Here is a 15,568-nt window from a genome sequence, read left to right on the forward strand (position 1 = left end):
TTCACCTCTCATATTTGCTTAAAATATAGTTAATTAATTGCTGCTTATCATTTCCGGACAACTGTTGATCATAAGCATCTTCCAATATCGTTGAAAATGCCGGTCCGGGCAAATAGCCTAAAGCTTTTAAATCTTGTCCACATATCAGTGGAGGCAAAGCTATCATACCATAATTTTTCTTCATTTTATCGATATAAGCATTAAAATTTTCAATCGATTGGCGATCAATTCTAGCCCTTCCCATTTTATCACAAATGCATAGGAGTGCCAAATCATCTATATGAACCCTTCCCTCTAATCTTTTCAAAACTTTAAGATAAGGATAAGATTTCATTCCCTGTCTGGAGGCATTCATCAACACCATATGACATCGTACCATTAATGATACATAAGTCGATAATTCCTTATTGCAAGATAATGAATACATAAATTGATAGGCAAGCGGTTCTCCTATTAAATCATGATTAGGAGCTTTACCTTGAGCGGTGGTAACAGATGGCTTCCCGATATCATGAAGTAAAGCCGACCACATAAAACCTAACGGATTCACAGTTTTATCTTTACACAATGCCGCTAAATCCACCACTAACAAGGTATGATTCCACACATTGCCTTCGGGATGAAAATCTGCCCTCTGTATGGTTTTAGCCAATAAAGGAAGCGGTTTTATCAACGCTTTGATTTCAAATAAGAAAGAGAGCCCCAGTGATGGCTGTACACTTAACAACAGCTTTGAGTATTCTTGAAATATCCTTTTGGTACTTAGATGAACCAACTGATCTTTCATTACTGCACATACTTGTTTTGTATCAGGATCAATATGAAAATCCGGTAATTTTGCCTGCATTCTCGCTACTCTTAGCACTCTAAGAGGATCTTCTTTAAACGTTTTTTCATCAATGAAACGAATCACTTTATTCTCTAAATCCTGTATTCCCCCATTAGGGTCAATCAGCTCACCACTGTAAGGATCTAATAATATACTATTGATCGTTAAATCTCGGCGTTTACAGGCTTCTTTAAAGTTTCTTTCCGTCAAATATTCCATCGAAAAATCTCGATGACCATCACCTGTCTTTGTTTCTTTTCTCGCTAAGGCAAAATCAAAATTAGGGAGGCATCCTAGCTTGAAAACGCTAAAGCTTCTGCCAATCTTCTCTGTTTTTCCAAACTGTTTTAATACAATATGAAGATGTTGAGGCTCTAATCCATAAACCTCAACATCAATATCTTTATTTCCTTTTAACTTCAGCCATTCATCACGTACATAACCGCCAACGACATAAGCGTCTCCGCCTGCTTGTCTAATGGCATCAAAAACTGCTTTGACTTCGGGCGAGAAGTGACTGAAAAATTCCATTATTTCTCACCTTTTAACTCAATAAGGATATCTCGCAGTTCCATTGCTTTTTCAAAGTCTAAGACTTTGGCCGCTGCTTTCATCTGTGCTTCGATATCTTTGATTAGTTCTTCTTTTGCTTTCTTTGGTGCTTTCTTCCCCTTCTTCAACAAGTCAGCAGCAGAATCCACTGTATTTTCCAATCCGTGAATCGCATCACGAATGTCTTTGATAATCGTTTTAGGGGTAATGTTATGTTCTTTATTATAGGCTTCTTGAATTTCACGACGGCGGTTTGTTTCTTTGATGGCTGAATCCATTGAATCCGTGATACGATCAGCATACATGATAACACGCCCCGAAGCATTACGGGCTGCACGTCCGATTGTTTGGATCAATGAACGATGACTTCTTAAGAACCCTTCTTTATCTGCATCTAAAATACAGACTAATGATACTTCCGGTAAATCTAACCCTTCTCTTAAAAGGTTGATCCCAATTAAGACATCATATTTCCCTAAACGCAGATCACGTAGGATTTCCGTTCTTTCCAATGTTTTAGTTTCTGAATGAAGATACGACACTTTTAATCCGACCTCTTTTAAATAATCGGTCAAATCTTCTGCCATACGTTTTGTTAGTGTCGTGATTAATACACGTTCATTGCGCTTAATACGCTCATTAATCTCTCCGATGATATCATCAATCTGATTGGCAATCGGTCTGACTTCGATAATCGGATCTAATAAACCGGTAGGGCGAATAATCTGTTCCACGTAATGATTGTTTACTTTTTCTAGTTCATAGTCTCCCGGTGTTGCTGAAACATAAATGGCCTGATTAATCAACGTTTCAAATTCTTCAAAACGCAAAGGACGGTTATCCAAAGCACTTGGCAAACGGAAACCATAATCGACTAATACGTTTTTACGTGAACGGTCACCATTAAACATACCTCGGATCTGCGGCAGCATCACATGGGATTCATCCACCACTAATAAGAAATCTTTAGGGAAATAATCAATCAATGTATAAGGACGTTGTCCTGCCTGACGACCATCAATATGACGTGAATAGTTCTCGATTCCGGAACAGATGCCGACTTCTCGTAACATTTCAATGTCATGGCGTGTACGCTGCTCCAAACGCTGATGCTCTAAAAGTTTATTATCTTCCTGTAATTCTTTTAAACGAATTTCTAATTCCTCACTGATGCCATTGACTGCTCGATTCATTTGCTCCTTAGTGGTAACGTAATCATAAGCAGGATAAATTGTATAATGATTAAAGGCGTTTAAAACATTTCCGGTTAAGGGTTCAACTTCACAGATTCGCTCTACTTCATCTCCGAAAAGTTCAATACGGATAATCCAGTTTTCCGTATGTCCCGGCATGATTTCCACGACATCGCCACGTACTCTGAATGTTCCGCGAGTTTGTTCAATATCGTTGCGAACATATTGGCGATCCACTAAATAGGTTAACAGTTCCTTACGGTCAATGATTTGTCCGACACGCACACTAAAAATCATTTCTCGATATTGATTTGGATTTCCTAATCCATAAATAGAAGCCACCGATGCCACAACAATCGTATCTTCACGTTCTAATAACGAGTTCATAGCGGAAGAACGCAGCATTTCAATTTCATAATTGGTAACTGATGTTTTATCGATATACGTATCACTTTTAGGAATATACGCTTCGGGTTGGTAAAAGTCGAAGTTTGATACAAAATATTCCACACGATTATTAGGGAAGAATTCTTTAAATTCAGAATATAACTGCCCAGCCAAAGTCTTATTATGAGCTAATATCAACGTTGGCTTATTCACTTTTGCGATGACATTGGAAACCGTAAATGTTTTTCCTGTCCCGGTTCCTCCTAAAAGGACTTGGACTTTTTTACCGTTTTCGATTCCTTCTACCAGTTCATTGATTGCCTTAGGCTGATCTCCGGTTGGCTTATATGAAGACACTAATTCAAATTTTGGCATAGACTCCCTCCTTACTTAATCAGCGTTAGTAGTTTTTGGTATTGCTGATCATTATTTTCATCATTTATATATAAAATTACTTCTTTTATCAAAATCACACGGTCATCATCGGATAATTCTCCGTTAACTTCTAATCCGTGGTTCTTTTCAAACTCGATTAATGCCTCTTTTGTCGATTCATTGAAATAACCATCTTCACGATCTAAATGATACCCTAATAGTTTCAGCATCATCTGCATTTGTTGGACACGTAAATCGACCATATCTGTTTTTAATGGGTCCGTCACCTCGAAATCATACAGATGACTGGCATCTATATTGTTTACTTCAATGTCCGCGCTCAAACCTACTTCATTAATATTTTTTCCGCTTGGAAGCATCCATCTTGAAGAGGTGTATTTGACTACACTTAAATCACTAAGGGTTACTTGAGTCTGAACAACGCCTTTGCCATAAGTTTTCGTACCAATTAACTGATACCCTAAAAGTTCCTGCAAACTTCCGGCAACAACTTCCGAAGCCGATGCTGTATTTTCATTCACTAAAATATATCCGTTCACAAACTTATAAGGGTCATTATTTTCAGACTGATAAATGACTTGTTTGCCGTTTTTATCTTCTGTACTGAATTCTGTTTGTCCCTTACTTAAAAACAAATCGAGAATTCCTTTTGCGGATTGCAGGTATCCCCCCGTATTATTACGTAAATCGATAACGATTGTCTCGATATTTTCTGTTTTAAAATAAGCTAATGCTTTTGCGACTTCTTTATCTGTGGTGGTTCCAAATGAACTTAAATGGATCAGTCCAAATTTCTTACCGTTTGCCTCTTTGATTTCATAGATTGCAGAGTAATCTACCGGTGCTCTTTTTAATGTTACTTCAAATTCTTCTTGATCACGTTTCACTTTCAACAGCACTGTCGTTCCGCTGTTCCCCTTAATCAACTGAGCAATCTCGGTGCTGGTTAAACTAGACAAATCCTGATGATCTGCTTCAAGTAAGATGTCCCCCATCTTTAATCCAGCGGTTTCTGCTGATGAGCCTACGTAGACTTGCGTAATAACCGGAACCCCGGCTGCCGTATTAAATGCTACCCCGATACCTTCATAATTTTTATTGATGGTATTTTCAAACTGAGTCAATTCTTCTGGGGTAAAACAGCTGTTATAAGGATCATTTACTGCTTCTACCATGGCTTTGGCTAATACATCATCTAAATTGATATCATCGGATACATTCAGCCAATCATTTTTCAAGATATTGTAGACTTCTTCTATTTTTCCTAATGAGCTCTGTCCTAACGCCGTCTCATTTTGTTTACCGTTCTCTTTTCCCAGCCAATAGCCACCGCCTAAACATAAGATCATCGCAATAATCATCGCTCCGGGATTAATTCTTATTTTCGCCTTCTTTTTTGGTTCTTCATTCAAGTTCATCCAATCACCTCAATAAGGATATTCTACCACAAAAATGCTGAATATATTATTAAAATGTACTTTTTGTTTACATTTTGTTTCTACTTTTATTAAAGCATTTCTAACCTTGTCGAACCGTATCTTTTATTCCCATAATTTGGTAAAAATTAGACTTTCCAACAAAAAAAGGCAGAACATTTGTTCCACCTTATAAATATCTTCTCGCTCCGCAGAATGTGTTTTGCCAATACGCAATATTGACATTCGAGTACATCACTGTACTTCCCGGCTGCGGTGCATGGACCATAATTCCGTTTCCGACATACATCCCCACATGACTGCAATAACCATCCGTACTAAAGAAAATCAAATCTCCCGGTTGGAAATTTCCCCAACCTACCTCTGTTCCTTGTTTAATTTGATCCCATGTAGTGCGTCCAATCCAGATTCCGGCAGCTTGTAAATAAGCTTGTGAGGTCAATCCTGAGCAGTCATAACCGTTGGGTCCGCTTCCGCCCCAAATATAAGGCAAGCCGATCTTGCTGGTTGCCCAAGCAACGACCGCGGCTGCATCTCCTGTAGCTTCCGCCCCGCCTCCGGCACTCGCTCCGCCGTTATTGATCCATTCCTGCTGTTCCAAAGAGATACGGCTCTCATTCAATGCAGCATCTAATGCGGCATTAAATTCATCTGCTTCAGCCTTTTCTTTTTGTTGACTGTCTAATTGAGCCGCATACTGATTCACCAAATCCGTATACTCATTCTCTTTTGCAACCTGTTCTGCTTTTAAGCTTTCTAAAGTTGCTTTGGCATCTTCTGCCCAAACTTTTTGTTCTTCTAAATCTTTTTTATCTTGATTTAACTGTTCGATTAACTGCTTATCGTTCGCCGTTAATTCATTAATCCCCTCAATACGAGAGAATAAATCAGAAAAATCACTTGCTCCTAAAATAAAGCTTAAAAATTGGTTTGAGTTTGAATAGGTCTGCATCGCATATAGACGTTCTCTTAACAATCCTTCACGATAAGCAATATCCTCTTCTTTATTTTTTATATTCGCTAAAATATAATCAATCTCTGCCTGCTGTGAAGCAATCTGATCATTAAATGAATCAATCGTCACATGCACTGCATTGATCTTTTCTTTTGTAGTGGTTAAATCTGATTCCAATGCATCAATATTATTTTGAATATTCGCTGTTTTATCTTTCAAATAGCTATTAAATTCTTCACATACAGCAATCTCATTTCGTGAGAGTGTATTCGATGAACATTTCTCCATGTAGGCACGTTCATTTTCCGCAAAATCATTTTCTGCATTGACTGTGTGAGAACCGCTAAGTGCCACAACCATTGTGCAGCTTCCCACTAATAGCCATTTAATAAAGTTTGATTTTTTTCTCATTCCTTATTCCTTTCCTCCTTTTAGAAGCTATATAAATCTTCTAATTGTATAGCAATGGTTATACCATGTAGAACTTGCATTCAAGTTAATCATATGTACCCCCAAACCATCATTTGGTGTCGATGTATGGACCATCATTCCATTACCGGCATACATTCCAACATGGTCGGTTCGCCCATCGTAATCCCAATCAAATAAGATAAGATCACCAGGCTGCATACTATCCCAAGACACTTCATAACCTCTTACTTGCTGGTCAAGTGTTGAGTAGCCAACATATATACCAAACTCTCTATATGCCCAATAGGTTAGTCCGGAACAATCAAAAGCCAAGGTTCCGGTGCCATAATAATTTTCTAACCCATTATACCAACCGGCTGCGGCTGCATCTGTATAACAGCCTTTTAACCATCCAATCAATTCGGAAGTGATAGGCTGTCCTTTTCCACCCCAAACATATGGGCTGCCTTTTTGGCTTATTGCCATTTGGACTACCTCCAAACCTAAAGATGAAGCATCCTGACCGCCGCCGTTATTCCCACTGTCGGTATCGCCATTTCCATTATCTGAACCTGAATCATCGGAATCGGTTCCGCCATTATCCGGTGTACTGGGTTTATTCTGCTGTTCTTCCAGCCATTTTTGATAAGCTTCTTGTTCGGCAATACTTGCCTGACTGCTCGCTACTGCGCTTGCCAATTGATTGATGACAGGCTCAGTCAGTTTTTGTCGTTCTTCCACATACCCAAGCTTAGCTACATAATCTGCTAATTGAGTATTCAATTGATCTTGGTACAGCGTTTTTTGTTCCTGTAACAACGCTAAATTGTTTTTAGATTCTTCCATCAAATTCTTTTGTTCTTCGTTGGCAATTTTATCATTCGCTAAACGATTCATCAAATCCTTATCATAAGAAGTCAGCTGATTGACCCCATCTATTCTGGAAAACAAATCTGAAAAGCTTGTTGCACCAATGATAAAAGCAAAGAATTGGTTGGAATTCACATACATCTGCATCGCATATAAACGTGCTTTTAAACTTTCTTCTAATTCCTGAATATTACTTGTCAATGTATTAATATTCTCGGAAGCATAATTTATTTCTTCTTGTTTATTTTGAATTTGTAAATCAATCGCATTAATTTCATCTCTTAATGTATCAATTTGTCCTTCAGTATCGTCAATGGATGACTGTAAATCTGCCATGCTATTTTTCAAATTTTCATTTTTTGCTTTTAAATATTCATTGAACTGGCTGCAAATCTCTATATCCTTTTTTGACATTTCAGAGGATTTACAACGTTCGATATACTCGCGTTCATTGATTTCAAAATCATCCTCTGCTTGTACTTTGTAGGATAAGTCTGCACCGCAAACGATGAAAGTGAAACAAATGCACAGTCCTATTTTTATAAATTTATTCATTAAAATTTCAAGAATTTACGGATAGAGAAGTAACTTCCTACAAGTCCTACTCCTGATCCTAATCCGGCAAGTATCAATGAGAATTGATAAACGAATGGTGATGCTGGTCTTAATGACAGCAATGAAGAAAAGAAAACACCATTCATTTGATTATACATTGCTGTATATCCAAACATTAAGATTAAACATGGCACAACAGCACCAAATAGACCGATTAATATCCCTTCAATCATAAAAGGAATACGAATATACCAGTTTGAAGCTCCTACCATACGCATGATTGAGATTTCCGTCTGTCTTGCCGTAATCGCTACTTTGATCGTATTTGAAATCAGCATCAATGCGATGATTCCCAACGCCACGATAAAGATAGCTCCGCCGTTACGCACATTTTCTAATGTTTTGACTAATTCGGCAGTGGACTCTCCACCATAATTGGTTTTATTCACATGATCGATGTTCATAATTTGTTTTGCAATCTGCGATAAATTCTGAGCATCCTCTACCTCTACCACATACGCATCACCTAAAGGATTTTCTTCTCCTTTATATGTACCAAATAAACTTTGCCCATCTTCACCATAAGCATCGATAAGTTTATCTAATTCTGACTCTTTTGAAGAGTACACCACAGATTTAATTTGACCAATTTTGTTGATTTCTTCCCCCACTTGCTGTACATCTTCTGCAGAGGCATCACTTTCTAGCTGAACGTAAATGGTCAAACTTTCTTCAACTGACGTGGTCATATCTTGTACGTTTATTGCGACAACACCAATTAAACCAATCAGCAATAAAGTTATTGTCACTGCGAAAATAGAAGAAGCACTCATGACCCCATTGCGCCATATGCTCTGTATCGCTGTGATTAAATGCTTTGGCAAGTTTCGTATACAACTACTAATTTCTTTCACTATAATCATACCCCCCTGCCATTGTATCCGATGATACACATCCATCGGCAATCGTAATTGTTCTTTGTTTATATTCCTCTACAATCGTAATATCATGAGTAACTACGATCACAGTTGTTTTATGTTCTTTGTTGATCTTCATTAATATTTCAATAATCTCACGTGACGTTGAAGGATCTAAGTTCCCCGTCGGTTCATCGGCAATCAATACCTTGGGCGAATTCACAATCGCTCTGGCAATCGCCACACGTTGCTGCTGTCCTCCCGAAAGCTGATGGGGATAAGCATTCGCTTTATCTTCCAACCCTACTAAACGCAGTGTTTCTTTAACTCTTGTTCGTATTTGTGTCTTAGGTGTATCAATTACCTCTAAAGCAAATGCTACATTTTCAAACACTGTTCTTCTTGGCAAAAGACGGTAGTTCTGAAAGACTACACCGATCTTTCTTCTAAAATAAGGAACATGTCGATTCTTTATTGATGAAACATCCACTCCATCTACAATCACATTTCCTGATGTCGCTTTCTCTTCACGATATAACAATTTAATAAATGTGGATTTTCCAGCTCCGGTTGGTCCGATAATATATACGAATTCTCCGGGTTCAATAGAAAGATCCATCTTATTTAAAGCGTGTACGCCTGTTTTATACTTTTTAGTTACTCCTTGGAGTTTAATCATTTTCATCACCCGCTTACAATTATAGCATACTAAATGTCAAAACCTGTATGATTTTATAAAAATATGTAAAAAATTTTTTATTTATTATATCACGAACTCTAGTTTAAATTATCTTCTGTAAATCACATATTTTTAACATTATTTTCTTATTTTTTTATCACTGTGATAAGGCCTAAAAAGAAAAAAGACTATAACCTAAATTATAGTCTATTGAATCTCCCAACGTAAATAAGCGTAGATAAAATCAAACAAATCACCGTCCATGACACGGTCAACCTGGCTTGTTTCGTAATTTGTACGCGCATCTTTTACTAAGGAATAGGGATGCATCACATAGGAACGAATCTGTGAACCCCAGCCGATTTCCAACTGTTCACCTTTGATCTCTCTTAGCTTTGCCTGCTGTTCTTCTATCATTTTTTGATAAAGCTTAGACTTCAGCATCACCATCGCTTGTTCTCGGTTTTTGATTTGAGAACGCTGAGTCTGACAAGAGGTCACAATTCCGGTCGGAATATGGGTAATACGCACCGCTGAATCGGTCGTATTAATATGCTGACCCCCTGCTCCCGATGAACGATAAGTATCAATTCTCAAATCTTCTGTACGAACTTCAATTTCAATGTCATTATTGAATTCCGGCATTACATCTACCGAAGCAAATGAAGTGTGACGTCTGGCATTAGAATCAAATGGAGAGATACGTACTAAGCGATGCACTCCTTTTTCTGATTTTAAATAGCCATAAGCATTATAGCCTTTAACTAAGAATGTGACTGATTTGATTCCCGCTTCTTCACCGTCTAAATAATCCAATACTTCGACTTTAAAATCTGCCTTATTTGAAAAACGGGTATACATCCTAAACAGCATTTCTGCCCAATCCTGACTTTCTGTTCCGCCGGCACCGGGATGAATTTCTACAATAGCATTCAAGTGATCATATTCATGAGATAACAACATATCTTTTTCAAACGCATCAAGTTCAATTTCAAACTGCTGGTAATCTTCATCCAAAATCAGCGTGAAGTCTTCATCGCCTTCTTTAGCTAGTTCATAAGTTTCATTCAGTTCTGCTAATTTATGATTTAATGCATTATATTGATCGACCGCTTTCTTTAACCCCGTTAACCGATCGTAAATACGCTTGGCATGATCCGGGTCATTCCAAAATCCTTCTTCTAATGTTTGCGCAGTTAATGATTCGATTTCCATTTCCTTTGTACTCACATCTAGCGACTGGCTTAATTGTTCGAGTAATAAATGGGCTTTTTCAAGCCCATTTTTAATTTCGTATAATTCCAAGATTAGAATTCTACCGTGATATCACGGCGTCCTAATTTCTTTTCAACATCTTCATCAAGAACTTTTAAGCCCATTCTTCTAATCGAAGTACAAATACTTGTCGCTATGCTCGTTGTCATCTGTTCAAACATATAGAAAGCTTCTTCCGTATATTCACGCAATGGATCTTTTTGCGCATACGCTCTTAAGTAAATTCCATTTCTTAATTTACTCATCGCATCAATATGATTTACCCATGAATAATCAATAACGCTTAATAACACATTTCTTTCATATTCACAAATCTGTTCCGGTGTTAATCCCTCTCTAAAGCGTGAGCGATATCCTTTAAAAGCCACTTCACTTAAAACCCCCGCTAATTTTTCTGGATCTTGTTTCACCGCTTCTGCATTCGTTGTTTTCAACACACTAAACAACATATATTTTGATCCTACTGACTTCAGCACACTTTCAACATCAACAGTATCATGTTTTCCGTCATTGCTTGTATGAGCTTTGATTTCTTCTTCAATGGCTTGTTTAAACATCCCTTTAACAATTTCACCTAAATCCGGTTCCGCCATGATGCGATCACGTTCACTATACATAATTTCACGCTGTTGTCTCATGACATCATCATATTGCAAGACTTGTTTACGCGCATCAAAGTTATTTCCTTCGACACGTTTTTGTGCCCCCTCAATGGATTTGGAAACAGTTTTATTATCGATAGCTTCATCACCAAGTAAAGCAACCATTGATTTTACTTTATCGCTGGCAAAACGTGCTAATAATTCATCATCAAATGAAACGTAGAAACGTGAGAAACCTGGATCTCCCTGACGTCCTGAACGTCCTCTTAACTGATTATCGATACGTCTTGATTCATGACGTTCCGATCCTAATACGGCTAACCCACCTAATTCTTTAACACCTTCTCCTAATTTAATGTCGGTTCCACGTCCAGCCATGTTGGTGGCAATAGTAACAGCCCCTTTTACTCCGGCACGACTGATAATTTCAGCTTCTTTAGAGTGATTCTTCGCATTTAATACGTTGTGGCGGATACCACGTGATTTCAACATTTTGCTGATCTTTTCACTGGTTTCAACTGCCACTGTCCCAATCAGAATAGGCTGACCATAGCTATGACGACGTTCTACTTCATCACATAAAGCATTGAACTTTGCTGAACCTTTCGCAAAAACTAAGTCATTGGCATCTTCTCTGATTACCGGCACATTGGTTGGAATTTCGACTACACGCATGTTGTAGATTAAACGGAATTCTTCTTCTTCGGTTTTAGCGGTTCCGGTCATCCCGGCTAATTTATTAAACAAACGGAAGAAGTTCTGATACGTAATATTTGCCAACGTGATCGTTTCTTCTTTGATTGGTACACCTTCTTTTGCTTCAATTGCTTGATGCAGACCATCTGAATAAGCACGACCCGGCATAACACGACCGGTAAACTGGTCAATAATCAAAACACTGGCATTGGCTAATGAATGACTGCCGTCTTCAGTAGCGACCATGTATTCCACATCACGTGTCATTGCATAGTTTGCTTTTAAAGCCTGATTAATACGATGTACGATTGCTGTATTTTCAATATCATATAAGTTTCCAACTTTAAAGTATTTTTCTGCACGTGTTACTCCATGTTCTGTCAACGTTACAGCTTTTGATGTTTCATCCACTTCATAATCATCTGTTTTAACTAATGATTTCGCAAAAGCATCCGCCTGATTATAAAGCTTAGCCGTATTCACCTGTCCACCGGAAATAATTAACGGTGTACGAGCTTCATCAATTAAAATGGAATCGACTTCATCGACTAATGCATAATTAAGCGGACGCAATACTTTTTGATCCATGGATTTCACCATGTTGTCACGCAAGTAATCGAATCCTAATTCAGCATTGGTCGTATAAGTAATATCGCAGGCATGTACGGCTCGCTTTTGCTGAGCAGATAATTCACGTTTATTTAAACCAACCGTTAATCCTAAAAAGTTAAATACTTTTCCATTATCTTCTGCATCACGTCCCGCCAAGTAATCATTGACAGTAACAACATGTGTTCCTTTACCTGTTAAAGCGTTCAAATATACTGGAAAAATCGAAGTTAATGTTTTCCCTTCACCAGTTTTCATTTCCGCAATATCACCGTTATGCAAAGCAATAGCTCCCATTAACTGTACTTTGAAGGCATGTAGTCCTAATACACGGCGTGAAGCTTCACGAACAACTGCAAATGCTTCTATCAACACATCATCAAGTGTGCTTCCGTTCTCAATTTTCTTTCTGAATTCATCTGTCTTAGCGGCTAGCTGTTCATCGGATAAAACTTTCATCTGTGGTTCTAATTCCATAATTTTATCCGCTTGGGTTTCTAATACTTTAAGGGTTTTATTTTCCTGATCAAATATTTTACGTATGCGATCAAAAAATCCCACTTTCGTTTTTTGCGCTTTTGTATTAAATTCAACATTCCCCTGATGGCTTGTCTCTACATCTTCGAATGTCTCAATCTGTATCTCTTCTGCCGGCTGATCATTCAAATCAACAACTTCATAGGTTTTGTTGTCTGTTGAATTATCGCCATCTTTGCTTACTTTAAGAGCCATGAAAAATCTCCTTTCATCATTCGGTCATAATGAACCGTATTATCTACCATATTATAACATCATCATTCCTTAAAGAAAAGAAAAAAGGTGATGACTCACCTTTTTAGTATCTAACTGCTCCGGCATAGGTTGCTGACCAATAAGAGTTCCCCATGCTGGTTACTTCTACACCTGTCGATTCGTTTCCACTATGCACCATCATTCCGCCACCAAGGTAAATCCCTACATGACCTAAAGATGTATATGTATTGAAGAATACTAAATCACCCGGCTGTAAATCACTGACAGGTGTTCCACCTGCATATTGTGAGAATGTTGTACGTCCAATAGAAATACCTGCCTGTGCAAATACATAGCTAGTAAATCCTGAACAGTCAAATGCGCTTGGTCCAGTCGCACCAAAGACATATGGCGATCCAACTAAAGACATTCCAATTGAAGTAGTAGCACCACCGCTAAAAGCATTCACTCGAACATTAATTGTTTTTGTTGCTTCGTTTCCAGCAGCATCCTTTGCACTAATCGTAATTGAATAGTCACCGGCAGTTCCTGTATCGACACTACCGTCAATTGTTGCTTCAGCGGTTAAATCACCGTCTTTGTTATCAATAACGGAGATTTGGCTGCGAATATCCAAAGCATCTCCTTTTTCGATTTCAATATCAGAAGCATTGATGATCGGTGCTGAGATATCCCCAACGCCAACTTTTAATTCTTTTTCTGTTTTATTCCCTGCACTATCCACAGCAGTTAATGTAACGGTTTGCGTTTCTTCCTTAGAAGTATCAATATCATTGCTTAATGCAATTTCAATTTCTTCTCCGGAATTATCTGAAACAGTTGCAAAGTCAGAAATATGGAATCCATTTCCGAAATCTGTCGTTACAGCATCTCCCTGTGATAAATGAATAACAGGTGCCTCGATATCCTTTACTTGAATATCAAATGTTTTCTTGTTCACATTACCTGATGCATCGCTTACTGATAAAGTGATCGTTTGCGGATCAAGGTTCGCTGTATCCAAAGTCCCCTCTACTTCAACGAAGGCTGTTACGTCTCCATCTGCATTATCAATAGCTTTAATATGATCTGTAATGGTGTTGCTTGAATTTAGATTGATGATCATCTTGCCATCTTCTAAACGAGTATCTTTTGAATCCGCAACTAATTCAAAATTAGGAGCAACATGATCCTCCACTCTAACTTCTACGACTTTCGAAGCAGTGTTATTGTATTCATCGATTGCTTCTACTGTTACATAAGAACTTCCTACTACGCTTTCACGTAAAGTAGATGTATCACATGTGATTAACAGATCATCATAAGATGTTCTATTATCCGCAATATTTACCATACTAACATCAAATTTGTCACCATAGTTTAATACCACATAATCATCAGCAATAACTGGCGCCTCTTTATCCATTGCGGCATAACCGACTAGGAAAAATGAAGAGACACAAACTAATGGTATAAACATTTGTCCTTTATGTAAAACGGCTTCTTTGATTGATTTGATTTTCTCAAAGTTCATCCTTTTTACCTCCATTCCTTAACAAATACGTAACTCATTATAACAAAAACAATCAAAAAATCAACCTTTTTTCGTATATTCGCATTTTACGCCCTCTTAAAACAAAAAAATGCGAGGTCTTTTTTGACCTCACATCTATCTTGTTTTTTCTATACTTTAACAACGTTTTTCGCCTGTAAACCGCGGTCGCTTTGGAAGATTTCAAATTCTACCAATTCACCCTCAGTCAGGCTTTTATAGCCATCTTGAACGATTTGTGAATAATGAACAAAAATATCTTTTCCTTCTCCACGATCAATAAATCCAAATCCTTTTTCGCTGTTAAACCATTTCACTTTTCCTTGCATAAAATTCATCCTTTCTATCTCTACGTTTTAGTATAAACTTTGCTGCAAAGATTAGAAAGAATTTTCGCTCGACAAAGTTTTCCTATGTTTTCGGCACGATAAAATTAAGATATCGATTTTCTTTGGCGATCGTTTTCTTAACTGATTAAGACACGCTTTAAGTGTATGCCCGGATGTCATCACATCATCAATTAATAAAATCTCTTTCTGGTAAAGGTCTTTTCCATCGACAATCGCAATATGATCATAAATCTCTTTTCGTTTTTTAAACGGCTGATCTGCCTGCTTGTATTCGCCCATTTTAATAAGACCGGTAAAAAGGGGAAGGGTTAATGTTTTAGCGATCTCTTCCATTGGAGCAAATCCACGACACTCATTTTGATCTTTACCTGAAGGACAGCAAGCAACGATATAGTTCGCATACCGGTGCCTTAGTTCCCTTAAAAAGTAGGATAAAAAAACAGGAGCTAAAGCAATGTCATACTGTCCTTTGTATTGAAACAATAAAGAACGAAAAAATTCATTATATTCATAAAGAAAGCGAATATCACAACCATCAAATTGACTTTTTTCATTTAACACATTTAACTTTC

General features: G+C 37.7%; 12 protein-coding genes. All 12 read right to left on the reverse strand.

From position 1 onward, the window contains the following. Position 1: 1 nt before the first annotated feature. The 12 genes from BN1225_RS00140 to BN1225_RS00195 all read right to left on the reverse strand — a co-directional run bounded on the left by BN1225_RS00140 (position 2) and on the right by BN1225_RS00195 (position 15,557). Positions 2–1,360, reverse strand: a complete 1,359-nt coding sequence (locus tag BN1225_RS00140) for a CCA tRNA nucleotidyltransferase (RefSeq protein ID WP_041137812.1) — start codon at positions 1,358–1,360, stop codon at positions 2–4. Then, entirely contained in the window at positions 1,360–3,336 is a 1,977-nt protein-coding gene (gene uvrB, locus BN1225_RS00145) for an excinuclease ABC subunit UvrB (protein WP_041137813.1), read from the reverse strand. The genes BN1225_RS00140 and uvrB overlap by 1 nt, the downstream gene beginning before the upstream one ends. A gap of 11 nt (positions 3,337–3,347) precedes the next feature. Next, positions 3,348–4,775 (reverse strand): S41 family peptidase, encoded by a 1,428-nt coding sequence (locus BN1225_RS00150; RefSeq protein WP_041137814.1) that lies wholly within the window; start codon positions 4,773–4,775, stop codon positions 3,348–3,350. Positions 4,776–4,962: 187 nt separating this feature from the next. After that, the gene (locus BN1225_RS00155; protein WP_041137815.1) at positions 4,963–6,159 is read right to left on the reverse strand and encodes a C40 family peptidase; all 1,197 of its coding nucleotides are present in this window, start codon (positions 6,157–6,159) and stop codon (positions 4,963–4,965) included. A gap of 27 nt (positions 6,160–6,186) precedes the next feature. Beyond that, positions 6,187–7,584 (reverse strand): C40 family peptidase, encoded by a 1,398-nt coding sequence (locus tag BN1225_RS00160; protein ID WP_041137816.1) that lies wholly within the window; start codon positions 7,582–7,584, stop codon positions 6,187–6,189. Then, positions 7,584–8,498, reverse strand: a complete 915-nt coding sequence (ftsX, locus tag BN1225_RS00165; protein WP_082029238.1) for a permease-like cell division protein FtsX — start codon at positions 8,496–8,498, stop codon at positions 7,584–7,586. Before ftsX ends, BN1225_RS00160 begins: the two co-directional genes overlap by 1 nt. Then, positions 8,485–9,180: a cell division ATP-binding protein FtsE gene (ftsE, locus tag BN1225_RS00170; protein WP_041137818.1), complete on the reverse strand. Its 696-nt coding sequence runs from the start codon at positions 9,178–9,180 to the stop codon at positions 8,485–8,487. The genes ftsX and ftsE overlap by 14 nt, the downstream gene beginning before the upstream one ends. Positions 9,181–9,387: 207 nt before the next feature. After that, positions 9,388–10,485 carry a peptide chain release factor 2 gene (prfB, locus tag BN1225_RS00175; RefSeq protein WP_041137819.1) on the reverse strand — a complete coding sequence of 366 codons (1,098 nt, stop codon included), beginning with the start codon at positions 10,483–10,485 and terminating at the stop codon, positions 9,388–9,390. A 2-nt stretch (positions 10,486–10,487) separates the two neighbouring features. Beyond that, a complete protein-coding gene (secA, locus tag BN1225_RS00180) occupies positions 10,488–13,094 on the reverse strand; it encodes a preprotein translocase subunit SecA (protein WP_041137820.1) in 2,607 nt (868 codons plus the stop codon). A 103-nt stretch (positions 13,095–13,197) separates the two neighbouring features. Next, positions 13,198–14,628 carry a C40 family peptidase gene (locus BN1225_RS00185; RefSeq protein WP_052466139.1) on the reverse strand — a complete coding sequence of 477 codons (1,431 nt, stop codon included), beginning with the start codon at positions 14,626–14,628 and terminating at the stop codon, positions 13,198–13,200. Between the two features lie 149 nt (positions 14,629–14,777). After that, on the reverse strand, positions 14,778–14,975 hold the full coding sequence (locus BN1225_RS00190) for a cold shock domain-containing protein (protein ID WP_041137822.1): 198 nt from the start codon (positions 14,973–14,975) through the stop codon (positions 14,778–14,780). Positions 14,976–15,026: 51 nt separating this feature from the next. Further along, positions 15,027–15,557, reverse strand: coding sequence for a ComF family protein (locus BN1225_RS00195; RefSeq protein WP_147585156.1), 531 nt, complete (start codon positions 15,555–15,557; stop codon positions 15,027–15,029). Between the last annotated feature and the right edge of the window lie 11 nt (positions 15,558–15,568).

The organism is Beduini massiliensis (assembly GCF_000829905.1).
Taxonomy (GTDB): Bacteria; Bacillota_I; Bacilli_A; order Erysipelotrichales; family Coprobacillaceae; genus Beduini; species Beduini massiliensis.

Coding starts and splice junctions, on each gene's coding strand:
- BN1225_RS00160 (WP_041137816.1), bottom strand. CDS start 7,584: ATGAATAAATTTATAAAAATAGGACTGTGCATTTGTTTCACTTTCATC.
- BN1225_RS00185 (WP_052466139.1), bottom strand. CDS start 14,628: ATGAACTTTGAGAAAATCAAATCAATCAAAGAAGCCGTTTTACATAAA.
- BN1225_RS00140 (WP_041137812.1), bottom strand. CDS start 1,360: ATGGAATTTTTCAGTCACTTCTCGCCCGAAGTCAAAGCAGTTTTTGAT.
- secA (WP_041137820.1), bottom strand. CDS start 13,094: ATGGCTCTTAAAGTAAGCAAAGATGGCGATAATTCAACAGACAACAAA.
- BN1225_RS00150 (WP_041137814.1), bottom strand. CDS start 4,775: ATGAACTTGAATGAAGAACCAAAAAAGAAGGCGAAAATAAGAATTAAT.
- BN1225_RS00190 (WP_041137822.1), bottom strand. CDS start 14,975: ATGCAAGGAAAAGTGAAATGGTTTAACAGCGAAAAAGGATTTGGATTT.
- uvrB (WP_041137813.1), bottom strand. CDS start 3,336: ATGCCAAAATTTGAATTAGTGTCTTCATATAAGCCAACCGGAGATCAG.
- ftsE (WP_041137818.1), bottom strand. CDS start 9,180: ATGATTAAACTCCAAGGAGTAACTAAAAAGTATAAAACAGGCGTACAC.
- BN1225_RS00155 (WP_041137815.1), bottom strand. CDS start 6,159: ATGAGAAAAAAATCAAACTTTATTAAATGGCTATTAGTGGGAAGCTGC.